This window comes from Rhodopirellula sp. MGV, from assembly GCF_002251265.1.
Lineage (GTDB): Bacteria > Planctomycetota > Planctomycetia > Pirellulales > Pirellulaceae > Stieleria > Stieleria baltica_A.
This window is the reverse complement of record NZ_NPDI01000028.1, coordinates 126118-144095: the sequence shown is the minus strand read 5'-3', so window position 1 is coordinate 144095 and position 17978 is coordinate 126118. Positions and strand designations below refer to the sequence as shown.

The window sequence follows — 17978 nt, the reverse complement described above, 5'->3', positions numbered from 1 at the left end:
CTTTTCGGCCGTGTCGATTTCGACAAAAACATTTGTTGCCGATTCACGGCCTTGGATGTCTTGGGCGTCGAGGGTGATTCGATAGAAGCCGTTGGCAAACTCGCGTGGGTCGATCTGTGCGATCACTTCATCGAGCACCGTTGTGTCGCCACTGGCGATTGTTGTCGTTCGGCCGGTGGCTAAAGACTGAACAGTCAGCGTCCAGCGTTCCAGTTGTGCATCGTCAATTGTCCCGGCCAAGTCCGCTTGGTTCGACAGCTTGCTCAGCGAAGGCAAATTCAGCGAAACGACGGGTGGCTGGTCATCAGCTAGGTCGCGGACACGAATAAGCTCGCTTGTGGTGCCAGTGAATCCGTCTTCATCGGTCGCGGTGGCAACCAAAGTCGACTTGCCAGGACCGCCTGCCGTGATGGTTGCTTTGCCGGACGCGTCGAGCGTGACCGGGTTGCCTCGATAGGTCAACGAAAGTGTGTCGATCGGCGAAACTCCATCGGCGATCACTTGAACTTGAATCACCTGTCCCGGACGTGCGGGGAAGCTTGGCGTGGTGACGATCACGACGTTGGGGACGCGAGCCGACGCGACGCATTCGATGACCAATGTTGACTGTGATTCGAGCAACCCGTCGCTGACCCGCACGTCAACATAATACGATCCGACTTGTCCCGGATTCGGCACCCACTCGATCTGCCCGCTCGACGCGTTCAACGTCGCGCCTTCGGGTAGTCCGTAGGCCGAATAGGTCAGTTGGTCATCGGCGTCTGAATCGGATGCAACGATGGTCGTTGTCAACGATTCGCCGACGAGGACCTGATGCCGCCGGGCTTCAATCGTTGGCGGGCGATTCGTGTTGCTGACAAGGATCGGAACGGAGATCGTATCACTCGCGGATTGCTCGTCGGTCAACGTGAACCGCACGTTGTAGGTGCCCGCTTGATCGTACCCCGGCACCCAACGGAAACGTCGCGTGCTTGAATCAAACGTCGCGCCGGAGGGCAGATTTTCCGCGACCAAGTTCAGTGGGCCACCGTCGAAGTCATCACCACGGACACGGAACAGCAATTCGCTGCCTTCCCGACCGTATTGCATCGCGGGATACGCCAGTTTCGGCGCACGATTGACATCGTCGACGATGATTTCCACGTTCCGCTGGTCGCTTGCGGAACCGTCCGTTGCCTTGATTGGGATGGTGTAGATGCCGGCTTGATCAAACGACGGTGTCCAGCGTAGCCAGCCTGTGATCGGATCGAACATCGCACCGTCTGGCAAGTTTGACGCAGCGAAATGGACCGAATCGCTGTCTGGATCGGTCGCGGAGAGCTGACGAGCAAACGCTTCACCTTCGCCGATCGTGATCGTTGGTATCGCGTTCAGCATTGGACTTTGATTGGTCGCACGTACGTCCAGCGAAAACGTCTGCGAAGCTGTCAGACGACTGGCCATGACGCCATTGCCCGAATCGGTCGCTGACACGGTGACGTCGTAGTGCCCCAAGTCGGCGGTTGTGGGATCCCAATTCAAGAACGCTTCGCCGTACCGGGCTCCGGCAACGATTCTGGCTTGCGGCGGTAAACCGGAGATCGAAAACTCCAGTGGTTCTTGATCGATGTCTGAAACCTGGATCGGCAAGCGCAGCCGTTCGCCCGCAACAGCAACCAGGGCTGGAACCGTTTCAATCACGGGCGGATCGTTTTCCGATTCGATCGTTACGACAAAGTCATACTGTGACTGCGCGACCTGACCGCGATAACCGCCTCCGCCATCGTCCTGGGCTAGAATCGAAAACGTGTAGTTCCCACGGTCTCCGGTTCCAGGTGCGAGCTGAATCACGCCGGTGCCATTGCCATGGTCCGTGAACGTCGCGAACTTCGGCAGCGGCAGCCCTGTCAAACCGTTGGCAACTTGCAATTCGATTGTGTCACCATCTAAATCGACCACTTCGATCGGCAAGTCGACTCTGCTGCCACGTGACAACGCCAGCGAAGCAACGGGAGTAATCAGCGGCTTGTGGTTGACGTCGCGAACGGTAATCGGAATTTCGGTCTTGATCGTGATTGGGTTGCCCGTTCCATCGCCGTCATCCGTCGCAAAGACTTCAACGGCGTATTCACCGGCCTGATCAAAGTCGGGCGTCCACGTCAGTGTGGCCGTGGCACTGTCATAGGTCGCGCCATCCGGTAACCCGATCGCGTCATACGTGATGTACGAACCGGCGTTTGGCGAACGAACTTCCGGATGGTCAGGGTCGAACGCGAACGTGGTGATCGATAACGTTTGGCCTTCATCGATCACCCAACCTTGCATCGGATCGAACAGCGGTGCGCCGTTGGCGTTGATCACATCGACGGTGATGTTGGCCGTAGTCGACTGGCCGCCGCCCGTCACCGTGATCGGAATCGTCACGACTGCTGGGCTGTCAAAGCCGACTTGCCAACGTAACACGCCTTCACGAGCATCCAGCGTTGCCCCACTCGGCAGTTGATCGCTCGTAAACGTCAACGCGTCGCCATCAGGGTCTGCCGCTTGGATACGGTAGGTCCACAGGTCACCCTGACGCACGGTCGCGTTAGAAACCGGTTCGATCACCGGCGGACGATCGGCAGCAGCGACCAAGAGGTCAAACGAATGACTGGTGACGTGAACACCGTCGCTGGCCCAAAGTGTGACGCCGTGATACGTTCCCGCGGAAGCCGCACCGGGCGACCACCACAGCGTTTTGGTTTCCGCATCCAAGAACGCACCGGCAGGCAAATGATCCGCCCAAACATCGACGCTGTCACCGTCAATGTCTGTCGCATCGATTGTCAGTTGCAGCGTTTCGTTCTCGGCAAGCTGCACCGTGTCGGGTGGCGAAACGAATTCTGGCGGAGTGTTCCCGCCCGTGACGTTGACCGTCCATTGCTGGGCAGCAAAGCCGCCACGCGAGTCAAACGCATAAAGCACCACGTCGTTTTGTGCGGCAACGTGCGAATCGGTCTGCCACCGAACGATGCCCGTCGCGGAGTCGACGGTCATGCCATCGGGCGCACTTAGCAACTGATAGAAAATCGCGGTGCCGTCGGGATCGTTTGCGTTCGCGTCGTAAACGTATTCATTTCCCGCGACGACGTTTTCGGCGGCAACGGAATCAAACGCGGGACGCAGGTTTGCGGTTGCGGTCGCTAAAAAACTGGGGACAACGTCCGTTACCGCATCGCCAGGCACCAACCATCGCAGTGTCTTTGCCGAAGTCGATTGGCCCGGTTGCAAACGAACACCGCCGGGAACCTGATCGGCCAAGTCAAAGATCCAGCGCCTTCGGCATCACTTGATGCGTCATCGGCCGGTGTCGCTTCGATCAGTCGCCCGTTCGATGTGAAGGCAAGCGACATCGGCAGCAGCAGGTCATAGCTGCCTTGGTTGGTGATCGTGACATCGTAAGTCAACGTTTGCTCGGCACGATTCAAACGCGTTCCGACAATCGTGATGTCGACGTCGGCCGAGAACTCGCTGACCGTTTTGAAGTGGACTTCGAAACCACTTGCCATCGGGAACCCGCCGGCACTTTGAATGCCGCCGCCGACAAACAAGGTTTGATCGCCCGGCTGAAATCCGCTGACAAAGACATACGCCGTGCGAGTCGCATCGTGATAGCGAACTCCGGTCACGACAGGATCATTGCCGTCAGCACTGTGAATGACATAGTTGCCGGGGTTGATCACCGACTGAACTGCCATCCCGTCACCAACCCACATGTCTTCACTGAACGCGACCGCGATCATCCCCAGCGGCAATGCCGTCGTCGTTTGCTCGGCCGGTAAAGTGGCAATGATTTGAGGCGTTTGAATCGGGCTGAGCACATCGACCGAAGTGGAACCACTGACGTAGATATTGCCGTCGCTGCTGGTGATCACCACGTCGCCTCGCGTTCCACCACTCGCCAACGGCACTTGGCGAAGCGAGGCGAGATCGACCATCGTCAACTCGCTGTTCTCGTTGTCGCTGTTCGCACCACGGATTCCACGGTTGTGGGTGACAAACATCAAACCCTCGAGCGGCGTGTCTTTGATCCCGATCGCGATGGAATCGATCGGCGTGTCGAATTGCAAAACGGTTTCGGCACGTCCCAGTGCGTTGAACTTCACCACCGCGTCTCGCTGAGGCCAGCGTGTGGCGTACAGTGTGCCATCATCGGCAAACGCCAAACTGCCGACGCGAAGATCCTGATCACGTGAGAAGTGACTGAACCGCTTCGTCTCTGGATCAAACCGTTCGACGCCTGAACCTGATCCGACAAACAGGTCACCGCTGATCGGATCCACGGTTAGCCCCATCGTCAATCCGTCACCGTATTCGGCAAGTACGGTTCCATCGCTGGGATCCAATTCCAATAACGGTCCGCCACCGGTGGTCGCCCAAAGTCGTTCGGAGTGATCGAAAACCAGATTGAAGATCGGATGGTCGAGTTCTGCCCAGACTCGGTCTGCTTCACCACCTTCGCTTGAAAAGAGATAAAGCTGATTCCGCGACGCACCGCCGCTGACCAAGAAGTCACCGCTGGGCATTTCGGCGATTGCCATCGGGCCGATGCCCGACGAATCAACTGCGTTTGCCGAGTTGGCAAAACCGCCAGCGAATTGCTGCGCGGCAAACGGTTGCAATACCGTCGCAAAACTTGACGGTCGTGAAGGCGAAACCTGTGACGGAATTAGATTTTCCGCAACCGTGAACAAAGCGTTGGGCGACGGGGTGGAACGAGGCGTTGCCGGTTGGCCAAGCTGGTTGGAAGTTGAAGTGTCGACGGCAGGCAAGGTGCCGAGTGCGACACGCGAACCGTCGTCTGCTGTCGATCGTCCGGTTGGCGGAGTCTCGCGGTTGCCGGCAAGGTCGGTTGCCAATGCGAGAAACTCATAGTCATGTCCGACTCGACCGACGAAGACTTCTTCGCCAGTTGCGCCGGGTTGCTGGCGTTTCCAGATTTTGAAATCACCGCCATCTTCGGCGACATAAATCGTGACATGTTTGACACCGCTGCCTTCCGGTTCGTCGATCGACTGCCAACGAACGACAAAGTCATGTTGATTGTTCAGCGGCGTGACATTCACGGTGCTGATCGGCGACTGTGCATCGATCGCGTAGGTCAGCGGCTCGGCATCATCAGCCGGTGCGTTGTCCAGCAACACACGGGCGCGTGCGGTGAACGTGGCTCCAGAAGTCGCTTGGTCCGCAATTTGAACGCTGTAGCTGACAAAGCCTGCGCCGTGGCCTTGCGCGTCATTCGGCGGCAACAGACCGTTTTGTCCGTCGGTGCGGACTTCGCCGGTCAACGGATCGATCGCTTGGATCAACCAGGTCGCCGTGTTCGACTGCAAGTCAACACCGGCACTGACGCGCACGTTGTACCCCAAAGAATCGGCGAACTCGAATTCGCCTTGATACAGCGATCGGTTGTCTGGCATCCGAATGTTGAGGTCACTGATTTTCAAATCGCCAAGCCGGAACGATCGCGGGTCCACGTTTTCGTCGAGCGGAACGACGACGCGGATTTCGTTTGTCTCGCGCAGCGCATTCGGATCATTTTGAAAGTTCACCGTGATCGGCAGCGGTGTTTCCGCCGGGACGAAGCCGCCGGTTTCGATGGTGAAGGGACCGGTTTGCGAGGCCGCCCCTGAAACTCCACCGAGTTGGTCGTAGTACCCTTGCAAGTTCAAGGGAAAGAAAATGTCTTCGCCGTTTGGCGTGATCCCATTGATTTGGTACTCCGATGGAATGCCGTCGCTACGACGTCCGAACGGCACCCAGGGCACATAGACTCGCATCGCTTGGAAGTGAGTGTTTGCGCCGAGGCCCAGGTCGTAGTCATCGAAGATCGGCAATTCGGCAACCGGGTTGGCACTTCGCAGAATCCCCAGGAAGGAAAGCGAATCGGAATCGAATTGTGTCAGATCGTCTGCGAGTGGTGCTGTCAGCGATGGGTCGTGACCGTACCAACGACGGACGTTTGCAAAGAAGTCGTCAAACGTCCCGGCCAAGATGACTTGGTCGCCCCCAGGTCCCGTCATCACGCCGCCAGTGAGCGTTGCCATCAGGCTTGCCAGTTCTTGATCACGCCGCGCCGGTGGTGCGACGTCTTCGGCACGCAGCCGGCCGCTTTCTGTCAGATACGCCAGATACAGGTCTTGCCACGCATCCTGGTCGCCGGCGAGGTTGACCAATGCCGCGTCTGCATCGGCGTCATTCAGGATTCCACTGCGCAGCGTTTCGGCTTCGGCCAATGCGTGTGCGATGAATTCGTCTCGCGTCATCGCCGTTGCGGACGCGACCACATGGAATTGGAACGGGATCAGCGGCTGAGTCAACAAGTCCGGTACGGCGCCGAAGACTTCCCAAACCAAAGAAAGCCCAGGCGACAACTGATCGAGTGCTGACGGACCTTCGGCAAGTAAATCTTGTTCCGCGTACAGCGGCACCGCTTCGTAAAGCTTCGCCTTGAATGCTTCCCACGCATGGTCGCTTAATTCGCGAAGGCCGGGATAGGTTTGCACTTGAAAGTTGAACCCGGCACTGCGATCGGCAGCCTGATCAAACAGGTACCCGCCAGCAGTCCAGTGGCCATCGACGTTGACAGCCGAATCGAGTTCTGCCCAAGGCAAGTCATGTAGAGAACCTTCGGGGCCGCCACGAAGGTTCGAAGTGAAGTGTGTGTAAGGAAGGTTGTAGACGTTTTGATTGATGCCCAGTTCCGGGATGCCGACGCTGTAGTACACATACGGTGCGTCAACGTTGCTGAGGTTTTCGATCGCAACGCTGTAGGTGCCTTGGTCACCGGCAAAGACATAACGCGGACCACCGATCCCAACGGACACTTCGGGTTCGATTGTCCGTTGGATCAAGAAACGGTAGGGCAGCACCGCGACTTGACCATCCGGGTTGATGACTTGAACGTCGTACAGGCCATGCGGCGCGTCATCGAAATCAAAGGTCGCGATGATTTCTGACGCCGAAACTCGGTTCAGAGTCACCGGCAGATACTCCGCAAATCCGGGGCGAACCAGTTTGACAATCGCGTCTTCATGAAAACGCGCCCCTTGGATTGTCGTGGTCACATACCGGGAATCACCGCCGACATCGGTGCGGACATCCGTGATCGCGAGCGGCAATAACTCGGCGAGCACACGGATCGATGAACCGGCTTCGCTAGCGGCAAAGTTATCCAGCAAGACGTAATAGGTTCCGGCAATCGTGGACGGCACGACGGCGGATGTCGCCGATGCCAACGTCCCACCACTGCTGGCGTCGTACTGATGAGTCGTCGGTGCGACGGCGGATCGCAAGTAAACTTCCTGCGATGAATCGTCGTCCGCGATTACCGTGACACGCAACGTTTGCTCGGGAGGCACGTCGACAGCAAACAGACGCTGCTGCGATGGCAACAGGGTCGTTGGGTACGGAACGTCCAGTGTCAATCGTGGTGCCGTGACCTGCATCGTCGACGGCGACGCGGTCGTGTTGTTGCCTTCGAGATCTGCTTCGAACACTTGGTTGAAGATGTCGGTGCGAACGATCGCACGGTACGCTCCCGGTGTCACCGAAAGCATCCACGTTTGCAAGGTCGACGTGTAACTTTCACCCGGCTCGAGAGTCCCTTCAAACTCGACACGGCCGACAGGAACGTCACTTAAATTCCATGACGCATCGACAGATAAGTAGACGCTGTCGGACCAGTGGCCTTCGGCGGTCTCGTTGCTGTTGTTGGTGACTGTCCAGGTGAATTCGACAGCTTCGCCGGTCACCGAATTTTGTGGGACCGTCACGGACTGGACTTCCAGGTCCACCGGAGGCGGCAATTCGATCAACAGCGGTGTGCCAGGGTGGGCCGCGTTGTTGCGTTCCAAGCCTCCTTCGAAGACATCACCCGCGAACCGTTCACGGTCTGGATCAGTGATCACAAACACGTAGTACGGCCCTAGCAAATCGGCCGGCAATGGGACCGTTGTTTCAATGGAGTAGGCCTCGCCTGCTGCCAAGCCGTCTTGGTGCTCGACCGAGCCGAGATAAATGTCACCCGACAGATCCAGCAACGTGTCACGCGACAGATAGATCAGGTCAATCCATTCGTCTTGCGCGGCGACAGTGTTGCCGCCGGCATTTCGGACGACATAAGAAACATCGATCGATTGCCCGCGATCGGCACGCAGTGGTGCCGTGACCGTTTCGACTTGCAAGTCGGGTGGCATCGCCAACGTGACGCTGGTGGTCTGTGCCGCGATGTTGTTGCCTTCCTGTTGGTACTCTTTGACTTTGCCGCGTGCCGATTGACGCGATGCGGAAGACGCGAGGTCCCAGGGTGCAAGCGAACCGGGCAACTCGAACTCGATCCCGACTTGGCGGAAACCGATATCGCCGAGTCTTCCGCTGCGGTCGATTTGGGCCGCCGAATCGGCAAACAGGATCAGTTGGAAGTCGCCTTCGATGCCATCTGGAATTCGGGCATTGATGCTGGCCGTGTAAGACTGACCGGGCTCAAGGATTCCAAAATGCGGTGTGGAGCCAACCTGCAAGTCACGGTTGTCCAGCGAATCATCTCGCGAGATGAAGACACGGTCGGACCAACTGCCAATTCGCGTTGCCCGATCGCCTTGATTTGCGACGGTGTAGGTCAGCGTGACCGTTTCCCCCGAGGTGACATCGTTTGGGACATCGAACTGAGTGACAACCAAGTCGGCTTCGCGATACTCGATCGGAAGAACAGCTCGTGCCAGATTGTCGCTCGGGTCTTCGAACGCCCAGTGATCGAAGTGACCGACCCACAAGTCATTTTCGCCTTCATCCGCCGGATAGAACTGTTCGTCCAGTCGACGTGCGAGATAAGGAAACAAGAACGGTGACTGATCGTTATTCGCGTTCAGATGCACCCACAAGGAATAGTCGCCATCGGTGCCCGGCGGCAACGTCGTGGTCATCGACACGGTGTAGCGATCGCCGGGCTGTAAAATCTCATCGGGCGCATACACCGTGGCTCCCAAAAACGACGCCCGGTCTCGGATGAAGGTCGGATCGCTGGACAACCAGACGAAATCTTTCCAGTACTTCGTGCCCGACCAAACCGGTGCTGTGCCGATGTTTTCGACGGTGTAGCTGAACGTGATTTCTTCACCGCTTCTCGCGTCGCTTGGCAGATCAAAATCGACGACTTTCAAGTTGGCCGGTGTTGCGACAACCTCTGCTGACACCGCAGTCAGGTTATTGTCTTCGAAGACCTCCGTGACCGGGAAGAACTGCTCTTGGGGCGGAATCAAGTTGCCGAAGATACTCCCCAAATCGATCTGTGGTTGCGGCGGCAAATCATCGTCGGTGATCACGATGATGTACTGGCCGGATGCGGATGGGCTAAGCGGCACGTCGACCACAACGGTGTACGACGCACCTTCGGCGAGTGGCTGTTCGCGTTTGACTTCGGCCAATAGCATCGTCGTCGCGTCGTCAGCTTTGGGGTCTGGCCGATCGCTCAAGTAAACTCGATCGAGCCAACCGCCGGGGCCGGCATCGGCGAGGCCGAGGTTGCTGACGGTCCATTCGACATGAATCGTTTCGCCCGCTTGAGTTGTCGCTGGCACATCAACATCCGTGACCACTAGGTCTGGCTGTGAGCCTAGTACCTGAACCGCTAGCGAATGGTAATTGTTGTTGTCAAGATTGGTCGGGTCGTCGGGGTTTTGATCCGCGACCAAAGACTCTTCGGGAATCATGTCCAAGGGATCGACCCAAGGCGTGATGTACCAAGTTCCCGAAGGCAGCGTTTCGGGGATGGTGACCAACACCTCGCTTTCATAACCCGCGCCCGGTGTCAGTTTTCCAGAATGAGAAATGGACTTCAGGACATAGTCGCCTTGACCGGGATGCGGCCGGTCTTTGTCCCGTGTCAGCCAAACGTTCTCCAGCCAAGTCTCGCCGATCGTTTCGGACTCGCCGAGGTTCGTCACCGTGTATCGAACCGGGACGACAGCCCCGGCCACGACTTGCGATGGTGCCAAGACATCGCTAACAGCCAAGTCGGCGAGCCGGTCGCGTTCGACGATCACTGGTTCATAGAACACATTGTTATCTTCGCCGGGCCATTCATCGACGTCATCAAGGGCGTCGGTTTGCACCAGCACATAAACGGTGCCGCGATAATGCAGCGGAACAATGATGCCGTCCGTCAAGGTGTTGTAGCGTTCGCCGGGTGCCAAGGCGGCCCCGTTGTCAAACTCACCGATCAGCAAGTCGGCTTGGTCGACCGTCGTATCCAGCGACAGATAAACGCGGTCGATCCATGTGGTGCCTTCGGTTGCCCGTCCGCCTTGGTTGAGCACGACGAAGCTTGGTGACAGCCTGGCACCGGCGTCCAATCGTTCGGGAACGCTGATCGATTCGATTTGCAAGTCGGGCCGTGGATTGACATCGATTGTCAGCGGCAGTGACTTCGTGTTGTTCGTCGTCGCGGTGGCTTCGTAGAGCAATTCGCCCGCGTTGGTGTCGACGAAGATTCGGAACACGCCCGTCGTTTGCCGAGGGATACGGATGCTTTCGCCACGTGTGTAGCGTATTCCCGGTTCGATCGGATCGAGAAACGGATATTGACCGAGCTCAATGATCGGGGCGTTCGGATTGCCCGCTTCTTGCAAGTAAACGCGGTCAATCCAACCACCGGTTGCGGTTGCCAATCCGTCGTTCAGCACCGTCCACTGGACGTCGATCAACGTCCCTTCTTGTGCAGTTGCCGGAACGATCAAGTCCGTCACGGTTAAATCAGGAGTCGGTGACAGCGTGACCGTGATCGCGGGACTGGCGGTTTGATTGTTGCCGGTGAAAATAAACTCGTAGGGCGCGTTCGATTGGGCGGTGTGAACGATGACAAAGAATTCGCCCGAGATGCCGTGCGGGATGACAAGGCCACCGGTTCGGACATAGTTTCCGCCGGCACCCAGTTGGCCGAAGTGTTGGAACCGTGTTTCCGTTCCCTCGACAGGATGTTCACCCGCCGCGTCGGTTGCCAAGTAGACCTTGTCGTACCAGTCGCCACGGTCGGTAATCCCCGGGCCAATGTTTTGCACCGTCCAAGTCACGTCGACGGTTGTTCCAGAGTCAACGTCGACGGGAACCACCACATCGCTGACGATCAGGTCCGCCGGTAGTGCACGCCTGACGTCGATGGTGTTGCTTGCCACGGCGGTGTTGTTTTGTTCGAAACCATTCTCGAAAACTTCGTTTGCAGAGTCGGTTTGTACGAACACATTGAATCGGCCACTCGTCGCGGCCGGTAGCAGGATCGTTTCGCGATACGTGATGGCCTGCCCAGCGTCAATTCCGCTATGGTGCTGAATGGTCGCCGCAACCCAGTCGTCATCGTCTCCCAAGATTTCGTTTTGGCTGAAGATCACCGTGTCGGTCCAGTGATCGACCGCTCCCTGCCCGGTACCTTGATTTCGCACCGTCCACTGTACGGTGACTTCCGCCGGGTCACCCGTGATTTCATTGGGCAACTCGATGTTCTCGACAGTCAGATCCGCATAGGGCGCCAAGGTGATCTCGATCGTGCGCAAGTCGACGTCAACGGTTTCGCCAGCGTCCGTTTGCAACAGCAGATTCCAAGTGCCTTGCACGTCGATCGGCAGCAGCAGATCTCGCGTCTGCTGACGTGCTTGCCCAGCGTCCAGCGAGTCAGAAACGAGAAACTCGTCCAGCAATCGGTCGTCGGCAGAGACATTGCCATCGGCGGACAAGTACAGTCGCTGAGTCCATTGGTGCGCGGTCCCGGTGCCTTGATTGGCGAGACGCCACTGGAGAGCGATCGTCTCGCCGGACTGTGCGGTTGCTGGTGAAACGAAGTCGCTGGCTTTCAAATCCGCATGGTCGATTGTGATCGCAGTCCCTTGAATAACGTTGTTGTCTTCGTAGGGGCCTTCGAACAATCGATCATTCCAGTCCGTCACCAGTTCGACCAAGTAGTTGCCATCGGGAATCGCCGGCAAGTCCACCGTCATCATTGACTGATACGACTGACCCGGCACAAGCGTCATCGTGGTATGCAGGACGCGGCCGACAAAGTACACCTCGTCCGGTTGATCAACCGAACGCAATTGAACCTGATCAAACCAAGTCGAATCGGTTGCGATGTCACCTTGATTGACTACCGACCAACTGAAGACGGAAGTTTGCCCTGGTTGCAACGTTACAGGGCCAGACAAGGCTAGCGGCGTCAGATCGACGAGCGGCGGGAAAAGCAATTCGATCGCCGAAGACGAGACGACGTTCGTTTCATCCGATTCGCTAATCTGCTGATCGTCATCCAACGAAAGCAGCAGGTAGTACGTCCCGCTTTGCAATGAAACGTCCAGCGGCAATGTCACGGTCAAATCGCTGCTTAGCTGCTGGCCCGATGTCAGCACATCCGTTTGCAGCAATTCACCGATCGACAGGTCGTCGCCGTCTAGCGTTTGATCGTGTGATAAGTAGATACGATCGGTCCAGTCGCTGCCGCCTGCGGTGCCGGTTCCTGCGTTTCCAAGTTGGTAAGCGACATCGATCTGCGTGCCAAACTGATATGCGGTTTGGCCGAGGTTCAGCGAACCACCGGACAACGCCAAGTCTGGTAGCGCCCACTGCAACGTCGTTGCAAATTGGTCGTCCAGTGGTTCGCCGTTGGTTTGGTCGCCATCTTGGTTCATCGGGTTCCCAACGACGTCCAAGACGTTGGGGCCGATGACAAGTTCGTACTGGCCGTCAACATAGTCATCGCGATTCGGGCGAACGATAAAGCTTGTAAACGACGTCTGATCCGGTTGCGGATCAAAGGGCTCGATCGAATCGATCGCGACTGCAATGTCACCCGGTCCGGTCAAGATGATGTCGTCGGTTGTCAACGATGACTGGTCGATGGCTTCATTGAAGTTCAAGACAAGAAACGGGCCATCCGCATTGACGGCACTATCGGACACGTCGATGGACTCAATCGCCGGACCAGAGGAGAAGCCGGCGACAAATTCCAATGCATTCGCGGTCAACTCGGGCGTCAAAATCTGACTGCCGAAATCCAATCCCTCGTACGCCGGCGTGCCAGTCTTTGAATCGAAGGTGATGACGCGGAAACTGTCACCGAATTCAGGCTCAAATCCACCAGACTTCACCGTCCGCACGGTCCCATCGAACTGGACGCTCGATAGGCTCAGTTGTTCGTATTGATCAACCGGCGTCGTGCCGCTGATCTCCAGTTCGACGACCGACGTTGGCAAGAGTTGCAACGGACCACTGATCGAAAGCCGAGGCTCTGGCTGAATCAATCCGCCTGAGATCACGGCCGCCTGGACATTCGAATCGCCTGTAAGCACGCTGTCGGTGTCAAGTTCGAACGATCCCGTAACCGTGCCTCGAGCAATCACGACCACTCGGGTACCGGTCAGCATTGCGGCTTCTGCAGAAGCCCTCGAGATGTCGATGCGTCCGCCGTAGCGAGCGATGATCGACGACCAAAGGTTCGCACCCGAGGTGCTGCCTGAGGATGCGTCCGAAACGAGTGTCAGCGAAGCGAGATCGATCAAACTGCCAACCCCTTCGCTAAGAATCTCGAAGCGGCGGAAGCTCAAATTGCCTTCGCTGGGATCCACCAGGGACACGGCGTTTGACAGGTCAACGACGCCGCCCGACAACGCTTCGATTGCGACGTTGGTGTTGTAGTGTGTGCCTCCTCGGATCGAGGTGACGTTTGACAAATCCAGTCGGCTGCCGGGCCCTTCGGCGCGCAATCGCATCGTTTGATTGGCGGCAGTGCTGGAGTGACTGATCGTGGTAACGTTCGGCAACGAGATGGTTTCACCACCCGACGCGATCAAGGTTGCAGAGTCGATGTCAGCAAGCTTCGGTGCTTCGATGGTTGCACCGGAAACGATGGAAAGCTCACCGCCTCGGATGGTTGTCAGTTCCGGCAATTCCCCGGCAATACCGTTCAAGCGAATGGCGGTGCCGGCCGCATCGATCAAACTGTCGAACCGCACCTGCCCTGCGCCGAACAGTTCCAACGAACTGTTGAGAGCCGTTTGGACCGTCGAAACGTCGATCGCGTCTGCGCGGTCTGAAATCAACTGTACCCCGGTGAGTTCCGCCAACACGCCGGTTTGAACCGTCGCCCCGCCGGTCACCGAAAGCGTCGAGTATGCGGGAACAACGTTTTGACTGATCGGACTCTCGCCCACGTCCGCGAATGTTGCCAGCTTCGGGAGTTGCAACTCGCTTCCGTATCCGACCGCGATCAAATGCACGCCGCGAAAGGATCGGTTGCCACTTTCTGGATCCGCGATGCTGGTCAGCTCTGGCAATGCGACTTGCCCGCCGTCGTTTGCTGAAATCGCCAGTTGCGATCCGTACGTCGTCGCGCCCGTAATCGTCTGCAATGAAGGCAGCGACACTTGACTGCCGAACCCTTTTGCTTCGATGCGACGGGTTTGCGAATTCGCGGTGGAAGAGTGGTCGTAGTGTGTGACCAGCGGCAATGAAATCGCGGCGCCACGTTCGGCGATCAAGTTGCTGCCGTCAATTTGTTCCAAGACGTCGACGGAGACCGATGCACCGGCGCCAACGCGAAGTTCACCACGTGTCAGCTGTCGCAACGCGGGTAAGCTGAGCGAGCCGTGCTGGACTTGAAAGGAAGCACCGTCCGCAAATTCGAGCAACGGCAATTCGACATCGATCGAATCGACATCCAGCCAACTCTGGTCGAACGTTTCGACGCTTTCGATTGGCAGTTGGCTGATCGAATCGCGTTTGACTGCGACACCGATCAACTCAGTCAACGATCCCAACGAAATCTCGCCGCCGCGAAGGGCTTGTAGCTGCGAATAAGTTTGTAGCGACGAGGGGTCCGACGAATCGTCTTGGAAGCGAACCAATGAATTCAGGTCGATCTGACTTCCGGCATCGATCGCCAAAACTTTGATGGACCGTAGGCTCGTGTTGCCGCTGCTGCCATCAACGATTTGACTGACCATGGGCAAGGAAATCTGTCCACCCGCGCGGGCTTCAAGATTTAGTCGTGTGTTGTACTGCTCGCCGCCGTTGATTTCGGTCAAGGCGTCGAAAGCGAGCACGCTGCCGCTGCCCTGCACGATCCAATTTCGAGCGACGTTGCTGGCCCCCAGATGTGAATAGCTGTTGGCTTTGGTGAAACGTAATTCGGCACCATCGGTGACCGAGAAGTTTGCCCCGTCGATGACCTGCGTTCCGTCGGCAACCAAACTCGCGTTTTGGCCATGCAGGGCGAGTGTGGTGCCGGGATCGAGTGACAGTTCGCCGTCCAATCGTGATTCGCCCCAAAGCGTCAACGAACCGGCTTGCAAATGCAACGCACCGCTGCCATTGATCGAATACGCCGTTTGATCGCCGGATCCGATCGTAGCGGTGCCGCTGGTCAGTTCAACAGCATCGTGCACACTCGGAACTCGGCCGGCATCCCACATCGATGGATCCGTCCAATCGCCGTCGCCGCCTAACCAAGTAACGATTTGTCGCGACATCGTCGGCGCAAATTCGGGCATCCCGGTTTCTTGACCGCCGGAAAGCACCGACTGCCCCGACTCGGTCACCGCCGGGGCACCCATCGCGTGATCTTGCATCAACGTCGCATTCACAAGCGTCTGAAGTGCAGGCGTGAGCACACTGCCGCCGTTTGACTCGGCCAGCGACGAAACGAGGTTGCCGTCGCGGTCGATGACGTTGACCAGTTGATCGAGCCGGATCGTGGACGCGTCGCCTTCGGCACTGAAGCTGATCTGCCGAAAGCTGGTGTTCCCTTCCAGCGGATCGACGACTTGCTGAACCGAACTCAAATCGATCTCGCCGCCGTCGCGTGCGGCAACGTTGATGCGAGTGTTGTAGAGATCGCCTCCTTCGATCCATTCCACATTCGAGAGATCGATTTTGCTGCCCGCACCATCGGCGATCCAGGCACGTTGTTCGTTGACGTCTAGCGGCGACAATCGATACTCGCTGAATGCGTCCAGCGAGATCACGGTTCCGCCGTAGGCCTCGAATCCCGATCCGTTGATACTTGTCACCGAAGGCAACTGGATCGTTGCGGCTTGATCGGTGATCAATTGGTTGTGTTCGAACCGCGAGATTTGATTCAGTTCGGCTTGGGTCTGAATCAACTTCAAACGCGTCGATTCGATGGTGGTAAGCGATTCGAACAGGCTCGGTTGTTGGTCGATTGTCAGATCACTTTGCGTGATCGAAACCAATCCCGAAGTCGCGATGTCACCTGTGGTATCGATCGTTGTTTTAACACCTCGCAGGTAACGCAAGTTCGCCGCGTCGATCACACCGCCGTTACTTGCGTCGACCACCGAAGGCTGGCCGGCTCCTGATGCGAATTGATCAATGATCGATTGCAATTGTCCGACTTCGATCCGGCTTGCCGTTCCGTCGGCGGTCATTTCGAAGCGGCGAAAGCTCTGGTTGCCTTCGCGTGGATCAGTCACTTGCCGCAGCACTGGCAACTCGATCGCACCACCAGCGGTCACGCGAACGAGATGCGTTCCACCATAAGTTGTCGCACCGGTGATCGTTTCGAGATGTGGCAGGATCAGCTTTGAACCGACACCATCGACTTGCCATTTCCTTTGCTTGGAAATCGATTCGGCGGCATGCGCATAGCGGGTGACATTCGGAAGTGTCAGTGACGAACCACCAGTCACTGACAAGTCCGCTCCATCGATCTCCGATAGCAGTGGCGAATCGATTTGCCCACCGTCAACCAAGTGAATCCCACCGTTTTGAAGTGACGTGAGTTGCGGCAATCCGAGCGCGACACCGTCGACATAGAATTCCGTACCGGTGGCATCAATCAAACTGCCAAGCGAGACGTCGCTACTGCTGATGTTGACAGACGATTCGTAAAGTGACCGAATCGAATCGATTGCCAGTCCGCTGCTCCCATCGAGTCCGAATGAAGTTCCTTGGGCGTGCGTAAGGCTTGGCACATTGATCACGCCGCCGCTCGTTGCAATCAGCGCTGTGGGATCGTCGGATTCTTGATCGACGATGGAGACGAGACTCGGCAAATTGATTTTGCTGTCGGCGCCAGTGGCCTGAAACTTGATCGATCGAAAGTCGACGTTTCCTTCGGCGGGGTCGACAACGGAAGCGACGCCGGACAAATCGATTACGCCTCCATCGGTCACGACAAAGTTCAGGTGGCTGTTGTAGTTCCGCCCGCCGCTGATGATTTGTAAGCCGCTGAAATCCAAACGGCTGCCGGCACCGTCGACACTGAAGGTGCGCGTTTGCCCATTTCCGTCGGTATGAAACCAATACGTTTGCACGTTTGGCATCGCGACAACGCCGCCAGCCGTCACGCTGACCTGTGCGTCTTCGAGATTCGCATCGCCATCGACGGTAAGCTGCGCATCAGCACCGTTGGCAACGATGCGTGTCGGCTGCGCGAGCAACAGATCGCCAGTGACGTGCAGGTTGCCGAGCACCATGAAGTCACTTGCCGATTGTTCGACCGTTAGTAGTCGCTGGATGGTTGCCGAAACAGGCATCCCGGCTTGGCCGATCAGCGACGCGTTTTCGAGGTGCAATTCATCAGCGATCAACGACGTGGTTTTTAATTCCGATCCGACGACGTGCAGCCGTTCGGTTGTGCTGATCGAAGCGACTTCGACGTTCGCCAAGATGTTGATTGAAAGATCGTCTGCGACGTCTTCGATAGTGACATCATCTGTCACTGCGGGGACTTGATCGCTATCCCAGTTCAGCGGGTCGTGCCAACTCGAATTGTCGCCGCCGCCATCCCAGTGGATTGCTGCGAGCACACGGCGGTCTTCGAGTTGCTCGAAGGGAGTTCGCAGTTGCCGCTTTGAAAAGAGCTTCCTTGCCAATCGAGCCGTACGAACTCGTTTCTTTTGGCGTAACTCATTCGCCAGCCCAGACTGCCTCTGCAGCCCGCTTCTTTTCCGTGCCAT

At 57.3% G+C, this 17978-nt stretch carries 2 protein-coding genes (1 of these 2 running past the window's edge); both read right to left on the bottom strand.

The window, feature by feature from the left end:
- Positions 1 to 3279, bottom strand: partial view of a putative Ig domain-containing protein gene (locus CGZ80_RS09645; RefSeq protein WP_094413744.1) — the 5' portion only. 21366 nt of this gene lie to the left of the window's left edge; only the first 3279 of its 24645 coding nucleotides appear in the window; the start codon lies at positions 3277 to 3279; the stop codon falls past the left edge of the window.
- Complete coding sequence (locus CGZ80_RS09640; protein WP_158222635.1) at positions 3186 to 17978, bottom strand: CARDB domain-containing protein; 14793 nt, start codon at positions 17976 to 17978, stop codon at positions 3186 to 3188. The genes CGZ80_RS09645 and CGZ80_RS09640 overlap by 94 nt, the downstream gene beginning before the upstream one ends.